12 protein-coding genes are annotated in these 16,293 nt (G+C 71.0%); 4 read left to right on the top strand and 8 right to left on the bottom strand.

Features of this window, described 5'->3' with window-relative positions; translation table 11 throughout:
- Positions 1 to 9: 9 nt before the first annotated feature.
- The 3 genes from ACGFYU_RS29945 to ACGFYU_RS29935 all read right to left on the bottom strand — a co-directional run bounded on the left by ACGFYU_RS29945 (position 10) and on the right by ACGFYU_RS29935 (position 5,372).
- Complete coding sequence (locus ACGFYU_RS29945; RefSeq protein WP_393830430.1) at positions 10 to 1,038, bottom strand: aspartate-semialdehyde dehydrogenase; 1,029 nt, start codon at positions 1,036 to 1,038, stop codon at positions 10 to 12.
- A gap of 190 nt (positions 1,039 to 1,228) precedes the next feature.
- Positions 1,229 to 4,549, bottom strand: coding sequence for a S8 family serine peptidase (locus ACGFYU_RS29940; RefSeq protein WP_393830429.1), 3,321 nt, complete (start codon positions 4,547 to 4,549; stop codon positions 1,229 to 1,231).
- Positions 4,550 to 4,811: 262 nt separating this feature from the next.
- Entirely contained in the window at positions 4,812 to 5,372 is a 561-nt protein-coding gene (locus ACGFYU_RS29935; RefSeq protein ID WP_393830428.1) for a CGNR zinc finger domain-containing protein, read from the bottom strand.
- A 114-nt stretch (positions 5,373 to 5,486) separates the two neighbouring features.
- Between ACGFYU_RS29935 and ACGFYU_RS29930 the strand changes: the two genes are divergently transcribed.
- Positions 5,487 to 5,945: a VOC family protein gene (locus ACGFYU_RS29930; RefSeq protein WP_393830427.1), complete on the top strand. Its 459-nt coding sequence runs from the start codon at positions 5,487 to 5,489 to the stop codon at positions 5,943 to 5,945.
- Positions 5,945 to 6,853, top strand: coding sequence for a pyridoxamine 5'-phosphate oxidase family protein (locus tag ACGFYU_RS29925; protein ID WP_393830426.1), 909 nt, complete (start codon positions 5,945 to 5,947; stop codon positions 6,851 to 6,853). Before ACGFYU_RS29930 ends, ACGFYU_RS29925 begins: the two co-directional genes overlap by 1 nt.
- Here the strand turns inward: ACGFYU_RS29925 and ACGFYU_RS29920 are convergent.
- Both ACGFYU_RS29920 and pepN read right to left on the bottom strand, forming a co-directional pair.
- Complete coding sequence (locus ACGFYU_RS29920) at positions 6,829 to 7,791, bottom strand: hypothetical protein (RefSeq protein ID WP_393830425.1); 963 nt, start codon at positions 7,789 to 7,791, stop codon at positions 6,829 to 6,831. The genes ACGFYU_RS29925 and ACGFYU_RS29920 overlap by 25 nt on opposite strands.
- Positions 7,792 to 8,148: 357 nt before the next feature.
- Entirely contained in the window at positions 8,149 to 10,707 is a 2,559-nt protein-coding gene (pepN, locus tag ACGFYU_RS29915; RefSeq protein ID WP_393830424.1) for an aminopeptidase N, read from the bottom strand.
- A gap of 141 nt (positions 10,708 to 10,848) precedes the next feature.
- Between pepN and ACGFYU_RS29910 the strand changes: the two genes are divergently transcribed.
- Positions 10,849 to 11,493 (top strand): DsbA family protein, encoded by a 645-nt coding sequence (locus ACGFYU_RS29910; protein ID WP_393830423.1) that lies wholly within the window; start codon positions 10,849 to 10,851, stop codon positions 11,491 to 11,493.
- 121 nt (positions 11,494 to 11,614) lie between these two features.
- Here the strand turns inward: ACGFYU_RS29910 and ACGFYU_RS29905 are convergent, their stop codons facing one another.
- Positions 11,615 to 12,271, bottom strand: a complete 657-nt coding sequence (locus ACGFYU_RS29905) for a superoxide dismutase (RefSeq protein ID WP_030016698.1) — start codon at positions 12,269 to 12,271, stop codon at positions 11,615 to 11,617.
- Positions 12,272 to 12,431: 160 nt separating this feature from the next.
- On the bottom strand, positions 12,432 to 13,835 hold the full coding sequence (locus ACGFYU_RS29900) for an amino acid permease (protein WP_393830422.1): 1,404 nt from the start codon (positions 13,833 to 13,835) through the stop codon (positions 12,432 to 12,434).
- A gap of 131 nt (positions 13,836 to 13,966) precedes the next feature.
- Here ACGFYU_RS29900 and ACGFYU_RS29895 point away from each other — a divergent pair, with 131 nt between their 5' ends.
- Entirely contained in the window at positions 13,967 to 14,749 is a 783-nt protein-coding gene (locus ACGFYU_RS29895; RefSeq protein WP_393830421.1) for an SDR family NAD(P)-dependent oxidoreductase, read from the top strand.
- 18 nt (positions 14,750 to 14,767) lie between these two features.
- On the opposite strand, the gene ACGFYU_RS29890 is transcribed toward ACGFYU_RS29895, so the two are convergent.
- A complete protein-coding gene (locus ACGFYU_RS29890) occupies positions 14,768 to 16,150 on the bottom strand; it encodes an amino acid permease (RefSeq protein WP_393830420.1) in 1,383 nt (460 codons plus the stop codon).
- Positions 16,151 to 16,293: the final 143 nt, after the last annotated feature.

Genomic DNA, 16,293 nt, shown 5'->3' with positions numbered 1-16,293 from the left:
TGGGCGGTGTCAGCCGCGCAGCTCCTCCGCGACGAGCTCCGCGATCTGGACCGCGTTCAGGGCCGCGCCCTTGCGCAGGTTGTCGTTGGAGAGGAACAGCGCGAGGCCGTTCTCCACGGTCTCGTCGACGCGGATGCGGCCCACGTACGAGGCGTCCTTGCCCGCCGCCTGGAGGGGGGTCGGGATCTCGGAGAGCTCGACGCCCGGGGCGTCCTTCAGCAGCTCGTACGCGCGCTCCACGCTCAGCGGACGGGCGAAACGGGCGTTGACCTGGAGCGAGTGGCCGGAGAAGACCGGCACGCGCACGCAGGTGCCGGAGACCTTGAGCTCCGGGATCTCCAGGATCTTGCGGGACTCGTTGCGGAGCTTCTGCTCCTCGTCGGTCTCGAAGGTGCCGTCGTCGACGATCGAGCCCGCGAGCGGGATCACGTTGAAGGCGATGGGGCGCTTGTAGACGCCCGGCTCGGGGTAGGAGACGGCCTCGCCGTCGTGGACCAGCCCGGTCGCGCCCTCGGACACGGCCTTGACCTGGCCGTCGAGCTCGGCCACACCGGCCAGGCCGGAGCCGGAGACGGCCTGGTAGGTGGTGGCGATCAGCGCGGTCAGGCCGGCCTCTTCGTGCAGCGGGCGCAGCACCGGCATCGCGGCCATGGTGGTGCAGTTCGGGTTCGCGATGATGCCCTTGGGGCGGTTCTTGATCGCGTGCGGGTTGACCTCGGAGACGACGAGGGGGACCTCGGGGTCGCGGCGCCAGGCGGAGGAGTTGTCGATCACGACGGCGCCCTGCGAGGCGACCTTCTCGGCGAGGGCCTTGGAGGTGGCGCCGCCCGCCGAGAACAGCACGATGTCCAGACCGGAGTAGTCCGCCGTGGAGGCGTCCTCGATGGTGATCTCCCGGCCCTCCCACTCGAGGGTGGAGCCCGCGGAACGGGCCGAGGCGAACAGCCGCAGCTCGTCCACCGGGAACTTCCGCTCGGCGAGGATGCCGCGCATGACTCCGCCGACCTGTCCGGTGGCTCCGACGATTCCGACCCTCACGGTGACTCCTTTGGTACATACGACGCGGGCGCTATAGCCATCATGCGTTCGACCGTCCGGTCCTTGTCCAATCCATTGTCCGCGGATCGGACAGTGTCTCGTGCGGACCGCCGGTCGCAGCCGCACAAGACAAATGGAAGGGGCCGGTGCTCGCGTCGAGCACCGGCCCCTTCGTCATGCGGTCACACCGTTACGGGAGGACCTTCTCGATCTGCACGCTGCCGGTGCCGGCGGCGGTCCCGCGGGCGTTGAGCAGCTGGACCTGGCCGAAGAACTGACGGCCCTCGGGGGCCGCGCTGTTGACCAGTACGTTCGCCGAGACGGACGCGGAGGCGCCGTTCGCGAGGTTCACCGCGGCGGCCTCGTCGACCTGGACGGAGCCCAGGGCGGACGAGAAGTACACGTCGCGGTAGTCGTACGTGGTGGAGCCGGCCGGGACCGCGTAGCCGATCACCTTGATGCTGTAGGTGCCCGCGGCCGGGTTGGCCAGGCTCACGGCCTCCTCGGAGTCGCCGTCGGCGGAGGAGCCGACCTTGACGCCGTCCTTGTAGACCTCGAGGTCGAGGTCGGCGCCCGTGTCGGACACCTTGCCGATCGCGATGTCGAGGCGGGAGACGCCCGCGCCGATCGTGACCTCGCTGGTCTGGGTCTCACCGTTCGCGATGGTCGGCTTGGCGACCTTCGCGGAGCCGAGCGGGCCGCCCTGGAGCTTGCCGCCGGCGATCGCCGCGGCGTCGTTCTTGACGGTCCACTGGACCGGCGCCGGGGTGCCCTGCTTCACCTCGGGCAGGACCTTGACCGCGGGGTCGAAGGCCGCGCCGAGCACGGAGACGTCCAGCTTGAACGGGTTGTCGAGCAGCGGCGACGTGCGGCGCGACTCGACCTCGATCTCCCAGACGCCCGGGGTCGGCTCGGGGTACGAGCGCAGGTCGGGGCGGCACTTGTTGGCCGGGTTGTCGTAGTTCGGGTAGCACTGGGTGGTCGCGCTGTCCTCGACGCCCACACCGTACGGGTGGATCGAGATGAAGCGCGTCTGGCTGCCCGCCGCGAGACCGCCGAGGGCGACTTCGAGGGACTTGGCGCCCTGGGGCACCGTGACGAAGTACGACTTGTGGCTGTTGCGCTGCACGGAGGAGGTGTCCGACAGCGTGAACGACGGCTTCGCCAGCGGGGTGGAGACGACGACCGTGGACAGGATCTGCTTGTCGATGCCCTCGGTGGTCTCGTCGTCCAGCTGCAGGATGCCGCTGTGGACGCCGCCCGTCTTGGCCTTGGCCTCGACCTTGATGGTGACCGGCTTGTTCAGCGGCAGGGTGACGTAGTCGTAGCCGCCGACGACCTTGAAGGTGCCATCGTTGCCCCGCCAGCTCAAGTTGTGCCGGGTGCCGTACTTGACGCCCGTGGTGCGGGTGACGACGACGTCGTAGACCTTCTTCTGGCCGACCTTGAGGCCGCCCTCGCGGTCGTAGACGCCGGTGCCGAAGCCCGGGGTCTTCAGGAACTGGTCGATCGCGGTGTCGACCGGAGCCTTGACCGTGAACTCGTTGGCCTTCGCGCCGCGCTGGATGGACTCCCACGCGCCGCCGACGTTGATGAGACCGGAGCCCTGTGCGTGGGCCGGGACATCGTCGATCTTCTTGGCGGTGCTGGTCAGCGCCACCCGCAGGGAGGCCGGGTCCAGCTTGATGCCGTGCTGCTTGGCGGCCGAGATCAGCAGGGCGCTGGCGCCCGCGGCCTGCGGCGAGGACATCGAGGTGCCCTGGAGCATGCCGTAACCGGCCGGGAGGTTGTAGCCGGCCTCCTTCACGGGCGCGCCGGGCAGCCAGGTCTGGATGGTGTTGATCGAGGCGCCGGGGGCGGTGATGGTCGGCGTGAACCCGCCGTCCTCACGCGGACCGCGCGAGGAGAAGGGGAACATGTTGTACTTCTTGGTCACGCCGGAGCCGTAGTTGGCGGCCCAGGTCTCCTTGGAGACCGCGGCACCCACGGAGATGACCTTGTCCGCGAGGCCGGGGTCGCCGATGGTGTTGATGCCGGGGCCCTCGTTGCCCGCCGAGATGACGAGCTGGACACCGTAGGTGTCGATGAGGTTCTTGTAGAGCTCGGAGCGGGCGTTGTTGCCGTCGTTCAGCGCCGGCAGACCGCCGATGGACATGTTGACGATGTCCACGCCGCGGTTGACGACCAGGTCGATCATGCCCTCGGTCAGCGCGATGTTGGTGCAGCCGCCGGACCAGGAGCAGGCGCGCGAGGAGACGAGCTTCGCGCCGGGCGCCTCGCCGTTCATCTTGCCGCCGAAGAGGCTGTTGGCGGCGGTGATGCCGGCGACGTGCGTGCCGTGCTCGGACTCGATGATGCCGACGTTGACGAAGTCGGCCTTCTTGCCGACCCAGTCACCGCCCAGCGGGTCCATCGGGACGTCCTTGCGGATCTCGATCACGAACGGGATCCGCTCGGCGACCTCGGTCGCCGGGTTGTCCGTGCCGAAGTAGCCGATCTGGTAGCCGTCCTTGTACGGCTTCATCGGCTCGTTGTTCGTGAAGTCGCCGTCCTGGTCGGTGTCGACGCGGACGGTGCCGGCGGCGACGTCGTAGAGCAGGCCGAACCGGTCGGTGGTGTCCCCGTCCCGGTTGACGTCGCCCTTCATGTCACCGTTCGCGGTGATCGACTCGCTGAAGCGGCTCCACTGGAAGCTGCCCTCGGGGGCCTTCCAGCTCTGGCCGCCCGCCGTGAAGGTGCCGCCCGTGGCGGTGACCGGGGTGATCTGGGCGCGCCAGGTGGCGTCGCCGTCGGTGATCGGGTCGGTCGCCGTCACCCAGTCGACGATCTTGCGCTCGCCGGTGGTGGTCTTCTGGAGGGCGGGGTGGCCGAGGTCGACGCCCGAGTCCATGATGCCGATGGTCACGCCGCGGCCGTCGGCCTGCGGGTTCTTCGCGACGAAGTCCACCGCACCGGTCTCGAAGGACGGGTTGTACGGGTTCTTCGCCGGGGTGTTCTTGTCCGGCCCCGGGTACGACTCGGCCGCGGTCTTGGTGGCCGCGCCCTCGCTGTGCGCGTCGGGGCGCGGGTCCGGCAGCTGGATCTCGTGCCGCAGGTCGATGCCGTGCACCGAGGACAGCTTGGCGGCCGCCTTCAGGGCGGCCTCCGCCTTGCCGGTGGGCAGGGTGGCGCGGACGTAGCCGAGGTTGTCGTACGTCTTGCCCACCGAGGCGCCCTGGACGGCGTCGAGCTGCTCGGCCACCTGCTTGGTCTGCCCGGGGGCGGTGGCGACCATGACGGTGACGTTCGCGTCACCCTTGGCCTTGGCCTCCTGGAGCAGCTCGACGTCGGCCGAACCGAGCTTCTGGTCGGCGGACTTCACCGCCGGGGTGGTGCCCGGCTGGTCGGCGCCGGTCGCCGCGAAGACGGGCACGGATCCGGTGGCCGCGAGGGCGGCCACCAGTCCGGCCGCAGCCGCGACGCGCGCGACGCGCCGGGCCCCGGGTATGGAGCTGGGGGATTCGAGGGTCATCAGCATCCCTGGTAAGTGAAAGAAACGGTCCGGATTTCGGTGCCGGATGACCGGTCAGCTTTGCGCAAGCGACAGCCCTTTGGGGAGAGTTGTCATTGACCGAGACCTGTCATGGCGGACTCTCGCCAGCGCGGGGTTTGCGCCAGCGCGGCCATGCCGGGACATACCGGTGTGAACCGAGGGTGCTGAAGAGGGGATTTGTCGACTTACCCGTCTTCCTGTGACGAACGGTCTCAGAGCGGGTGTGACAGATTCGGGGCGATCAGCGCTCGCGCGTGCGCGCGTAGTGGCGCGAGGCCTTCGCCCGGTTTCCGCAGGCGGCCATGGAGCACCAGCGCCGGGTGCCGTTGCGCGAGATGTCGTGGAAGTGCAGCACGCAGGTCTCGGACGCGCACTTGCGGATCCGGTCGGGCGCGGAGCCGAGCAGTTCGAGGTAGTCGCGCGCCGCCGTCCAGGCCGGCCCCCAGGCCGGATCGGCGAACTCGGCGCGCTCGCCGGGTCCTTCGGCGGTCAGGGTGGCGCGGATGCGGCCGTGCTCCAGCACCGCGTCGACCAGGGCGCGGGCGCTCTCGTCGGCCGGGTCGGCGACCGCGCGGGCCAGCGCCTCGCGGGCGGTCAGCAGGTGGACGAGGGTCGCGGCGTCGGCGCGGAAGCGGCCCGCCAGGCCGGCGCTGTGCAGCCAGATCCCGAGCCCCTCGAGCCGGGTCAGCCCGAAGGCGCCCGCGAACAGGTCGGTGAGCTCGCCCTCGTGCATCCAGCGGGTGTTCAGCAGATCGAGGGAGACCGGCTCCCCGATCAGGGGTCGTGGGTCCGCCGCCGTCATGTCCGCCTCCTGGTGCCGCTAACCCCTCAAGGGTACGTGAGCGGTTGACGACCTCCGTTCTAACCCCTAATCTCGATTTAGAAGGTTAGGAAATCCTCTGGGGAAGGAACCTCCATGACGACTGTCATCAGCACGCTCCGCACCGGCCACGTCGGCCTGAACGTCACCGATCTGGACCGCTCACTCGCCTTCTACCGCGACGTCCTCGGCTTCCAGCCGCTGGTCGAGGGCAAGGAGGAGGGGCGCCGCTTCGCCCTCCTCGGCCAGGACGGCGAGCTGGTCCTGGCCCTCTGGCAGCAGGCCGAAGGCGCCTTCGCCCCGGCCGCGGCCGGACTGCACCACCTGGCCCTCTCCGCCGGCACGATCGAGGAGGTACGGGAGTACGAGGCGCGGCTGCGCGAGCTGGACGTCGAGTTCGCGTACGACGGGGTGGTCGCCCACCACGAGGGGGCGGCCTCGGGCGGCATCTTCTTCCACGACCCCGACGGCATCCGGCTGGAGATCTCCGTCCCGACCGGCGCCGAGGGTGCGCCCGCCCCCGCCGCGGGGGCGCCGGCCTGCGGGTTCTTCTAATGACCGGGCCGTACCACGCCGGGTCGCTGGCCGTGCAGGAACGGGTGGGCGTACGGGAGCTGGCCGACCATGTCGGCCGCTCGATCGGCACCGGCATCCGGGACGTCGCCGCGGCCTTCCTGGGGCTCCAGCCCCACCTGGTCGTCGGCGCGGCCGACGGCGCGGGCCGGATGTGGGCCTCGCTGCTGACGGGCCAGCCCGGTTTCGTGCGGGCCACCGGGCCGGACCGCATCGCGGTCGCCGGCGGCATCCCGGCCGGGGACCCGCTCGCGGAGGTGCTGGCCACGGCCGGGACCAGGGTCGGCACCATCGCGCTCGACCCGCGCACCCGGCGCCGGATGCGGCTGAACGGGACCCTGGAGGTGACGCCGGGGGGCTTCGCCGTCGAGGCCGAGCAGGTGTTCTCCAACTGCCCGAAGTACCTCCAGAAGCGGCAGCCGCTGGACCTCGCCGCCGAAGGGGCCGGCGTCGTACGGCGGGGGGACGCGCTCACCCCCGGCCAGGAACGGGCCGTACGCGGCGCCGACACCTTCTTCGTCGCCACCACGGCGGACGCGGACGGTGCCGACGCCAGCCACCGGGGCGGGTTCCCGGGCTTCGTGGAGGTGCTCTCGCCGGTGGAACTGGCCTGGCCGGACTACGCGGGCAACGCCATGTTCCTCACCCTGGGGAACCTGGTGGCCGATTCCCGGGCCGGGCTGCTCTTCCCGGACTGGGAGAGCGGGGCGGTGCTCCAGCTCAGCGGGCGGGCCGGGACCGAGTTCGGGGCCGACGGGGAGCGGCGGGTCCGCTTCCGGGTGGAGTCGGTGCAGGAGAGCCTGCATCCGGGGCGGCTGCGCTGGAGCACCCCGGAGTACTCGCCGGCCAATCCGGCGCTCGGCGGTCACCTGGGCAGGACCACCAGGTAGGCGGCGGGCTCGCGGTCGCCGGACGCCGTCAGGGCGGTCCGGATGACCGCGGCCTGCTGCTCGGGCCAGTCGCGGAGCTTGCGCGGGGTGATGTGGAGGACCGTCACCCCGAGCCGCTCCAGGGTCTCGCGCTTGCGCACGCACTCGGACCACTGCTCGTCCTCGCCCTGGCGCGGGGCGCGGGTGTCGATCTCCACGGCCACGGAGTGCTCGGGCCAGTAGGCGTCGACCCCGCCGAGGTGGGGGCCGCCGGGCAGCCGCAGGTCCACGTTCCACACCGGCTCGGGGAGTTCGTAGCCCCGTACGAGGTGGTACAGCCGGTCCTCGGCGATGGCCCGGCCCTCCGCGAGGAGGGACTCGACGGCGTCGACCACGTGCGGCCGGTTCAGCAGCCGGGCCACCGTCAGCTCCCGTACGACGGCGGCCGGTTCGCAGTGGCCGGCCCGGACGGCCTCGCTGAGCAGACGGCGCACGGTGCCGGCGTCGTCGAGCTGGGCGACGGCGTCGGCCACGGCCCGCGCGACGGGGGCCACCGGCAGCCCGGTGACCTCCTGGGGCCGGGGCGGGGTGTGCGCGCGCACGACGCGGACGTCTCCGGTGGACCGCAGCCGCCGGGTGCCGGGGACGAGGACGTCGATGTGCGAGAGCGCGAGCAGCGCGGGCGCGGACGCGAACCGGTACAGGGCGAGCGCCGCCAGCCCGGTGATCATGGCCTCGCCGCCGCCGCGGCGCCCGGCGTAGAGCAGGGCGGCGTGCAGGCGCTCCTCACTGGTCGCGGGCCCGGAGTGGAGCAGGAACACCCCGGGCAGGATCTGCTGCCAGGGCCGCTCGGCGGCGTCGGAGGCGGTGACGCCGTGCTCGCGCAGCTGGGCGAGGGTCAGCACGCGGGGGCGGCTGCCGGTGAGGTGGGCGAGGGGGAGGGGTGCGTTCTGGTTCATGACGCGGTGATTCCCTCAGGCCATGGCCTTGCTAACCGCTGTTACACGCTCGTCGGCAAACCCGGACAAGCCGGGGCTAAAGTACGGGCGTTCGAGTGCCGATGGGGGGTCCGCCGACCAGCGGCTGCGCCGCCGCCGCTGAGGCGCTGCCCCAGCCCCCGTGCCTCAAACGCCGGAGGGGCTGGATTTGCCGGCGAGGCTGAGATTGCCCTGCGGGCAATCCAGCCGCACCAGGCGGGCGGCATCAGCCAAAATCCAGCCCCGCCGGCGTTTGAGGCGCCGCCGGAGGCACATGAAGCCTCGCCGGCGTTTGAGGCGCGGGGTCTGGGGCGGAGCCCCAGGAGCGGAGACGCGGGGTTACTGGCTCGCCGCCGCGTCGCAGCGCTGCGCGCGCAACGCGCGGGCCAGGTCGTCGCGGGACTCCAGGACCAGCCGCCGCAAGGCGGGCGCGGCGTCCGGGTGCGCAGAGAGCCACGCGTCGGTCGCGTCGAGCGTGGGCTCCGGGTCCTGGAGGGCCGGGTAGAGGCCCTTCACCACGTCCATGCCGATCTGGATCGACCGGTCGGACCACACCCGCTCCAGCACCGCGAAGTACGGCTCCGCGTAAGGCGCCAGCAGCCCCCGCTGCGAAGCCTGCTGCATACCGGCGATCGTGGCTTCGACCAGCGCGTTCGACAGCGCGTCCGACTCCACCACCGCCGCCCACGCCTGGTCCTTGACCGCCGCCGACGGCCGCGCCGCCAGGCACCGCACCTCGTGCCGCTTGCCCGACGCCGTGTCGTCCCGGGACAGTTCGGCCCCGAGCGCGGCCTCGTCCACCGCCCCGTGCGCGGCCAGCGGCAGCAGGAAGTCCCACCGCAGCTCCTGGTCCACGTCCAGCCCGTCGATCCGCGCCGAGCCGTCCAGCAGCCCCAGCAGCAGCTGGAAGTCGCCCTCCGTCGCCGCGCTCGCCGCGAAGAAGCGGGCCCAGGTCAGCTGGTGCTCCGACCCCGGCTCGGCCAGCCGCAGCTCGTGCAGCGCGCCCGCCGCCAGCTCCCGGCCGCCCTGCTCGCGCCGCTCCGGCGCCGTGTAGTGGGTGACCGCCGTCAGCGCCTGCGCGTGCAGCATCTGCAGCACGCCGACGTCCGTCTCCCGCCCCGCGTGCGCCAGCACCAGCGCGAGGAAGTCCCGCGCCGGCATCAGCCCGTCCCGCGTCAGGCCCCACAACGCCGACCAGCTCAGCGCCCGCGCCAGGGGGTCCGTGAGGTCGCCCAGGTGCGCCCGCAGCGTGGCCAGAGAGCCCTCGTCGAAGCGGATCTTGCAGTAGGTGAGGTCCTCGTCGTTGACCAGGATCAGGTCGGGCCGCTCCCGCCCCGCCAGCTCCGCGACCACGGTCCGCGCCCCCGCCACGTCCACCCCGGCCCGCGCGTAGCGGACCAGCGTGCCGTCCGACTCCAGCCGGTACAGGCCGACCGCGACCCGGTGGGGCCGCAGCTCGTCGCCCTCCTGCACCACCACCAGTTCGGTCACGCGACCGCCCGCGTCGTACGTGACCACCGGGGTCAGCACGTTCACGCCCGCCGTCTGCAGCCAGGCCCGCGACCACTCGGCCATGTCCCGCCCGGAGACCTCCGCGAGCACCGACAGCAGGTCGTCCAGCGTCGTGTTCCCGTACGCGTGCGCCTTGAAGTAGCGCCGCGCGCCCTCCAGGAACGGGTCCCGCCCCACGTACGCGACCAGCTGCTTGAGCACCGCCGCGCCCTTGGCGTAGGTGATCCCGTCGAAGTTCAGCTTCGCGTCCTCCAGGTCACGGATGTCGGCCGTGATCGGGTGCGTGGACGGCAGCTGGTCGGCGCGGTAGGCCCACGCCTTGCGGCTGTTGGCGAAGGTGACCCACGCCTGGTCGAAGCGGGTGGCCTCCACGAGGGCGAAGGAGCCCATGAAGTCAGCGAAGGACTCCTTCAGCCACAGGTCGTCCCACCACTTCATGGTGACCAGGTCGCCGAACCACATGTGCGCCATCTCGTGCATGATCACGTTCGCGCGCCGCTCGTACGAGGCCTGCGTGACCTTGCCGCGGAAGATGTACTCCTCCCGGAAGGTCACCATCCCCGGGTTCTCCATGGCGCCCAGGTTGTACTCGGGCACGAAGGCCTGGTCGTACTTGCCGAAGGGGTACGGGTAGTCGAAGAGCTCGTGGAAGAGGTCGAAGCCCTGCTTGGTGACGAGGAAGACGTCGTCCGCGTCGAAGTGCCGGGCCAGCCCCTTGCGGCACATCGCGCCGAGCGGGATCGTCAGGTCCCCGCGCGTGTAGGTGTCCGTCACGTAGTGGTAGGGGCCCGCCACCACGCAGGTGATGTACGTCGAGATCGGCTCGGTCTCGGCGAACCGCCAGACCCCGGCCTCCCGGGACTCCTCCGCGCCGTTGCTCCACACCTGCCAGCCCTCGGGCGCGGTGACCTCGAAGCGGTACGGAGCCTTCAGGTCCGGCTGCTCGAAGTTCGCGTACACCCGCCGCGCGTCCGCCGGCTCGTACTGGGTGTAGAGGTAGACCTCGCCGTCCTCCGGGTCCACGAAGCGGTGCAGGCCCTCCCCCGTCCGGCTGTACGCGCAGTTCGCGTCCACGACCAGGACGTTCTCGGAGGCCAGCCCGTCCAGGGCGATCCGCGTGCCGTCGAAGACGGCGGCGGGGTCCAGCTCGCGCCCGTTGAGGGTCACGGAGTTCACCGAGGGGGCGATCAGGTCCGCGAACGTGGAGGTGCCGGATGCCGCGGCCCGGAAGCGGATCGTCGTCACCGAGCGGAAGGTCCTGGGGCCTTCGGCCGGCTCGGCCTCGTCCACGGCCGACCGGACGTCGAGGACGACCTCGTATCCGTCGACGGACAGCAGCTCGGCCCGCCCACGGGCCTCGTCGCGGGACAGGTTCTCTCCGGGCACGTGCACTCCTTCGTGCGTGTTCGTGTTCTTGTGACGAATCCTCCCACGGTGGGAATGTGCGCGGCCGCTGTCTGGTTGGCGACGGAGAACATGACCCAGTGATGCCCTTTTCCGGCTGAGTACCGAGGACTGAGGAGAGACATGACCGACACCCAGGTGCGCGAGAAGACTCCGGTCGACTTCTGGTTCGACCCGCTCTGCCCCTGGGCCTGGATGACCTCCCGCTGGATGCTGGAGGTCGAGAAGGTCCGCGACGTCGAGGTCCGCTGGCACGTCATGAGCCTGGCCGTGCTCAACGAGAACAAGCTCGACGAGCTGCCCGAGGTCTACCGCGACCTGCTCGGCCCCAAGGGCTGGGCCCCGGTGCGCGTGGTGATCGCGGCCCAGCAGAAGCACGGTGAGGAGATCACCGGCAAGCTGTACACGGCCCTCGGCACCAAGATCCACAACGAGGGCCAGGGCCCGACCCGCGAGGTCATCGCCGCCGCCCTCGACGAGGTCGGCCTGCCGGCCGAGCTGCTCGCCTACGCCGACTCCGACGAGTACGACGAGGTGCTGCGCGCCTCCCACAACGACGGCATCGACCGCGTCGGCCAGGAGGTCGGCACCCCGGTGATATCCGTTCCGGGCGCCGAGGGCGACGTCGCCTTCTTCGGTCCGGTCGTCACCCCGACCCCGCGCGGCGAGGCCGCCGCCCGGCTGTGGGACGGCACCCTGCTGGTCGCCTCCACCCCCGGCTTCTACGAGATCAAGCGCACCCGCACCAAGGGCCCGAGCTTCGAGTAGCCCAGGACACACCGCGCAGAAGGCCCCCTTGAGTCACGTCCTCAAGGGGGCCTTCTGGTGGAAACGCCCGCAGGTGAAGGTTGAGAAGACGATCACGAGGCGGGCGGCTTGGGGGCGGCGATCAGCCCTTGGCGGGGATCAGCAGCGGGGTGTTGGCCTTGGCGTCGGCGTAGCGCTTGGACACGTCCTGCCAGTTGACGACGTTCCACATCGCCTCGATGAAGTCCACCTTCTGGTTCTTGTACTGCAGGTAGAAGGCGTGCTCCCAGGCGTCGAAGACCAGGATCGGGGTGCTGGCCACGCCCACGTTGCCCTGGTGGTCGTAGACCTGCTCGACGACGAGGCGGCCGCTGACGGGCTCGTACGCGAGCACGCCCCAGCCGGAGCCCTGGGTGGCGGAGGAGGCGAAGGTGAGCTGCTTCTTGAACTTCGCGAAGGAGCCGAAGGACTCGGTGATCGCGTCGGCCAGGTCGCCCAGGCCGTCGGCCGCGGTGGGCTCGCCGCCGCCCTCGCCGGTCTTCGGGCTGGCCATGTTGTGCCAGTAGATGCTGTGCAGGATGTGGCCGGAGAGGTGGAACGCGAGGTTCTTCTCCAGGCCGTTGAGGGCGCCCCAGTTCTCCTTGTCGCGCGCCTCCGCCAGCTGCTCCAGCGTGTTGTTGGCGCCCGTGACGTAGGCCGCGTGGTGCTTGTCGTGGTGCAGCTCGATGATCTGCGGGTTGATCACCGGCTCGAGAGCCGCGTAGTCGTACGGAAGCTCAGGAAGCGTGTAGATGGCCATGCGTGTATCCGGTCCCCTCGGCGTGCCAACTGCTTATTGCAATCAATGCGCAACTGCACGCTAGCAGTATCTATTCCCAGTCACACGTAAGGGTTACCTGAGTGCGAAAAGGCGGGCCCCGTGCCTGCGCACGGGGCCCGCCTCGGGTGCTGTGGGACCGTCAGGAACGCGCCGCGGCCCGGCGCTGGAGGGCGTAGCCGGTGGCCGCGAGGGCGAGGGTCAGGCCGCCGGTGAAGACCACCTGGATCCGGGTGTCCTCGCCCAGCGCCATCAGCACCAGGACCCCGGCCACCCCGGCCAGCGCCACCCAGGTCAGGTACGGGAAGCCCCACATCCTCACGACCAGCTTCTCCGGGGCCTCGCGCTCCAGCCTGCGGCGCAGCACGAACTGCGAGACGGCGATGAAGCCCCAGACGATGAGGATGACCCCGCCGACCATGTTCAGCAGCCAGGCGAAGAGGGTGTCGGGGTACCAGTAGGACAGCAGCACGGTGACGAAACCGAAGCCGGAGGAGGCGAGCACCGCCCGGCGCGGCACCCGGCCGGTGACCTTGCCCAGCGCCTTCGGGCCCTGGCCGCGGGAGACGAGGGAGTAGGCCATGCGCGAGGAGCCGTAGATGTTGGCGTTCATCGCGGACAGCAGGGCGATCAGGATGACCACGTTCATGATCTGGCCGGCGGCCGGGATGCCCAGGTGGTCCAGGGTGGCCGCGTACGGGCCCTGCTCGGTCACCGACGGGTCGTTCCACGGCAGCAGCGTGACGATCACCAGCATCGAGCCGACGTAGACGATCGCGATCCGCCACATGGTGGTCTTCACGGCCTTGGCCACGCCCTTGACGGGGTTCTCCGACTCGGCGGCCGCGATGGTCACCGTCTCCAGCCCGCCGTACGCGACGACCGAGGCCAGCAGGCCGACCAGCAGGCCGTCCACCCCGTTGGGCAGGAAGCCGCCGTCGTGCAGGAGGTTGGCGGCGGCGGGGGAGGAAGTGCCGGGCAGCACGCCGAGGACGGCCAGCACGCCCAGGCCCAGGAAGAGCCCGATGGCGCCGATCTTCAGCGCCGAGAACCAGAACTCGAACTCGCCGAAGTTGGAGACGGCGGCCAGGTTGGACCCGCAGAAGACGGCCATGAAGACCAGCACCCACATCCAGGAGGGGGTGCCCGGGAACCAGCCCGTCATGATGTGCGCCGCGCCGATGGCCTCGATGGCCACGCCCACGCACAGCAGCGTCCAGAACATCCAGCCGGCGGTGAAGCCGGCCCACGGGCCGATCGCCCGTTCCGCGTGGACCGAGAAGGAGCCGGAGGCCGGGTTGGCCGCGGACATCTCGCCGAGCATCCGCATCATGAACATCACGAGCAGCCCGGACGCGGCGTACGCGAGCACGATCGAGGGGCCCGCGGCCGCGATGCCGGCGCCGGAGCCGACGAAGAGCCCGGCGCCGATGACCCCGCCGAGGGCGATCATCGAGAGGTGGCGCTGCTTGAGGCCGTTGCCGAGGGGGGACCCGGCAGTGTCCTGCCGCTGTTCGGGGGGTGCGAGGGTGCTGCTCTGGCTCATGGGGGTCAGTGTGCCGAGTGTCCGCTCAGCGGACGTTGGATGTCCGATATTCGGATAACGCTTTCACCTATCGTGATCATGTCCGTACGCTCGCGGCGACGCGCAGGTACGGGATCGAGGGGGTCGCCGGGATGGGCCGGACCGTGACAGGGCTTCGCGACAGTGGACGGGGCGTGCTCGTCACGGGCGCCTCCCGGGGCATCGGGCGGGCGGTCGCGGCCGCCTTCGCCCGGCGGGGAGACCGGGTCGCCGTGCACTGCTCCGCCCGGCAGGCCGACGCCGAGGAGACCCTCGCCGGGCTGGAGGGGGAGGGGCACGTCCTGGTCGCGGCCGATCTCGCCGACCCGGCCCGCGTCGAGGAGCTGGCGGCCGAGGCGGACGAGGCGCTCGGCGGTGTGGACGTCCTGGTGAACAACGCCGCCGTCATGGTCGCCCACCCGCCGGCCGCCACCTCGTACGAGGACTGGCAGGAGGCCTGGCGCAGGACCGCCGCGGTCAACCTCTTCGGCGCCGCCAACCTGAGCTACTGCGTCTCCCGCCGCATGATCGGAGCGGGCCGCGAGGGACGCATCGTCAACATCGGCTCGCGCGGCGCCTTCCGGGGCGAGCCCGACCACCCCGCCTACGGCGCCACCAAGGCCGCCCTGCACGCGCTCGGGCAGTCGCTCGCCGTCTCCCTCGCGCCGCACGGCATCGCGGTCGCCTCGGTGGCGCCGGGCTTCGTCGCCACCGAGCGGGTCGCCGGCCGGCTGGACGGGCCCGAGGGCGAGCGGATCCGGGCCCAGAGCCCCTTCGGCCGCGTCGCTGACCCCGACGAGATCGCCTCCGCCGTGCTCTACCTGGCCTCCCCCGGCGCGATGTGGAGCTCGGGCACGGTCCTCGACGTCAACGGGGCCTCCTACCTGCGCACCTGAGCAACGGCGCGCGCCGCGTCAGGCCGCCGAGCGGCGGTCCCGCACCTCCCGCGCCCACGCCACCAGCAGGACCACGGCCGCCGCGCCCGTCGACCACAGCAGCTGCGGCCGCGCCGAGTCGTCGAACAGCATCAGGACCAGCACCGCGCCCATGCCGAGCAGCGCCGCCCAGGTCGCGTACGGGAACAGCCACATCGGCAGCGTCAGCCGCTCGGGCATGTCCCGCTCGATCTTCCGGCGCAGCTTCAGCTGCGAGACGGCGATCAGCGCCCACACGAACAGCAGCACCGCGCCGACCGCGTTGAGCATGTAGAGGAAGATGGTGTCCGGCCACAGCAGGTTCAGCACCACCGACACGAAGCCGAAGGCCACCGAGGCGAAGACGGCCCGGCGCGGCACCCCGCTGCCGGAGACCTTCAGCAGCGCCTTCGGCGCCTCGCCCCGCTCGGCCAGCGAGAACACCATGCGCGAGGATCCGTACAGGTTCGCGTTGAGGGCCGAGAGCAGCGCCACGAAGACCACGATGTTCATGATCTGGCCGGCGCCCGGGATACCGATCGAGTCGAGGACGGCGACGTACGGGCTCTCGCCCGGCTCCAGCGAGTCCCACGGCAGCAGGGTCACGATGACCAGCATCGAGCCGACGTAGAAGAAGAGGATGCGCCACACGGCGCTGCGCACGGCGCGGGAGACGGAGCGCGCCGGGTCGTCCGACTCGGCGGCCGCGATGGTGACGACCTCCAGGCCGCCGAAGGCGAAGACGACGGCGAGCATGCCCGCGACGACCCCGCCGACGCCGGCCGGGAAGAAGCCGCCCTGGCCGGTCAGGTTGGTGAACCCCACGGGTTCGGTGTCGGGAAGCACGCCGAAGACCGCGAGGGTGCCGAGGACCAGGAAGAGCACGATCGCGCCGACCTTCAGGGCCGCGAACCAGAACTCGAACTCGCCGAAGTTGCGTACGGCGGCCAGGTTGCTCGCGGTGAAGACCACCATGAAGAGCAGCACCCAGACCCACTGGTCGATGGACGGCACCCAGCCGTGCGCGATCTTCGCGGCGCCCGTGGCCTCCACGGCGAGCACCACGACCAGCAGGAACCAGTACAGCCAGCCCGCCGAGAAGCCGGCCCAGCGCCCCAGGGCCTTCTCGGCGTAGACGGAGAAGGAGCCGGAGGCGGGCATCGCCGCCGACATCTCGCCGAGCGCCCGCATGACCAGCATCGCGAGCACGCCCGCGAGCAGGTACGAGCAGATGATCGCGGGGCCGGCGATGGAGATGCCGGCGCCGGAGCCGACGAAGAGGCCGGCGCCGATGACGCCGCCGAGGCCCAGCATGGTCAGGTGACGCTGCTTCAGGCTGTGGCTGAGGGGTTCCGGGGGCAGGTCGGGCAGGTGTTCGCGCATGAGGGGATTCGTACTCTCGATAGGCAAGCGACGCTGGGGGCTGCGCAAGGGACGGGAGGGATTGGCGGGAACCTACAGTCTGGCTGCAGGGCGCCCGTGGGAGCAAAAAGGATGTGTCGTCGGATGTTCCCCGTGATGGGGAT

It is taken from the genome of Streptomyces sp. NPDC048337 (genome assembly GCF_043201175.1).
Taxonomy (GTDB): Bacteria; Actinomycetota; Actinomycetes; order Streptomycetales; family Streptomycetaceae; genus Streptomyces.
Note: the sequence above shows the minus strand (reverse complement) of the source record. Positions and strands in the feature narration are given on the sequence as shown.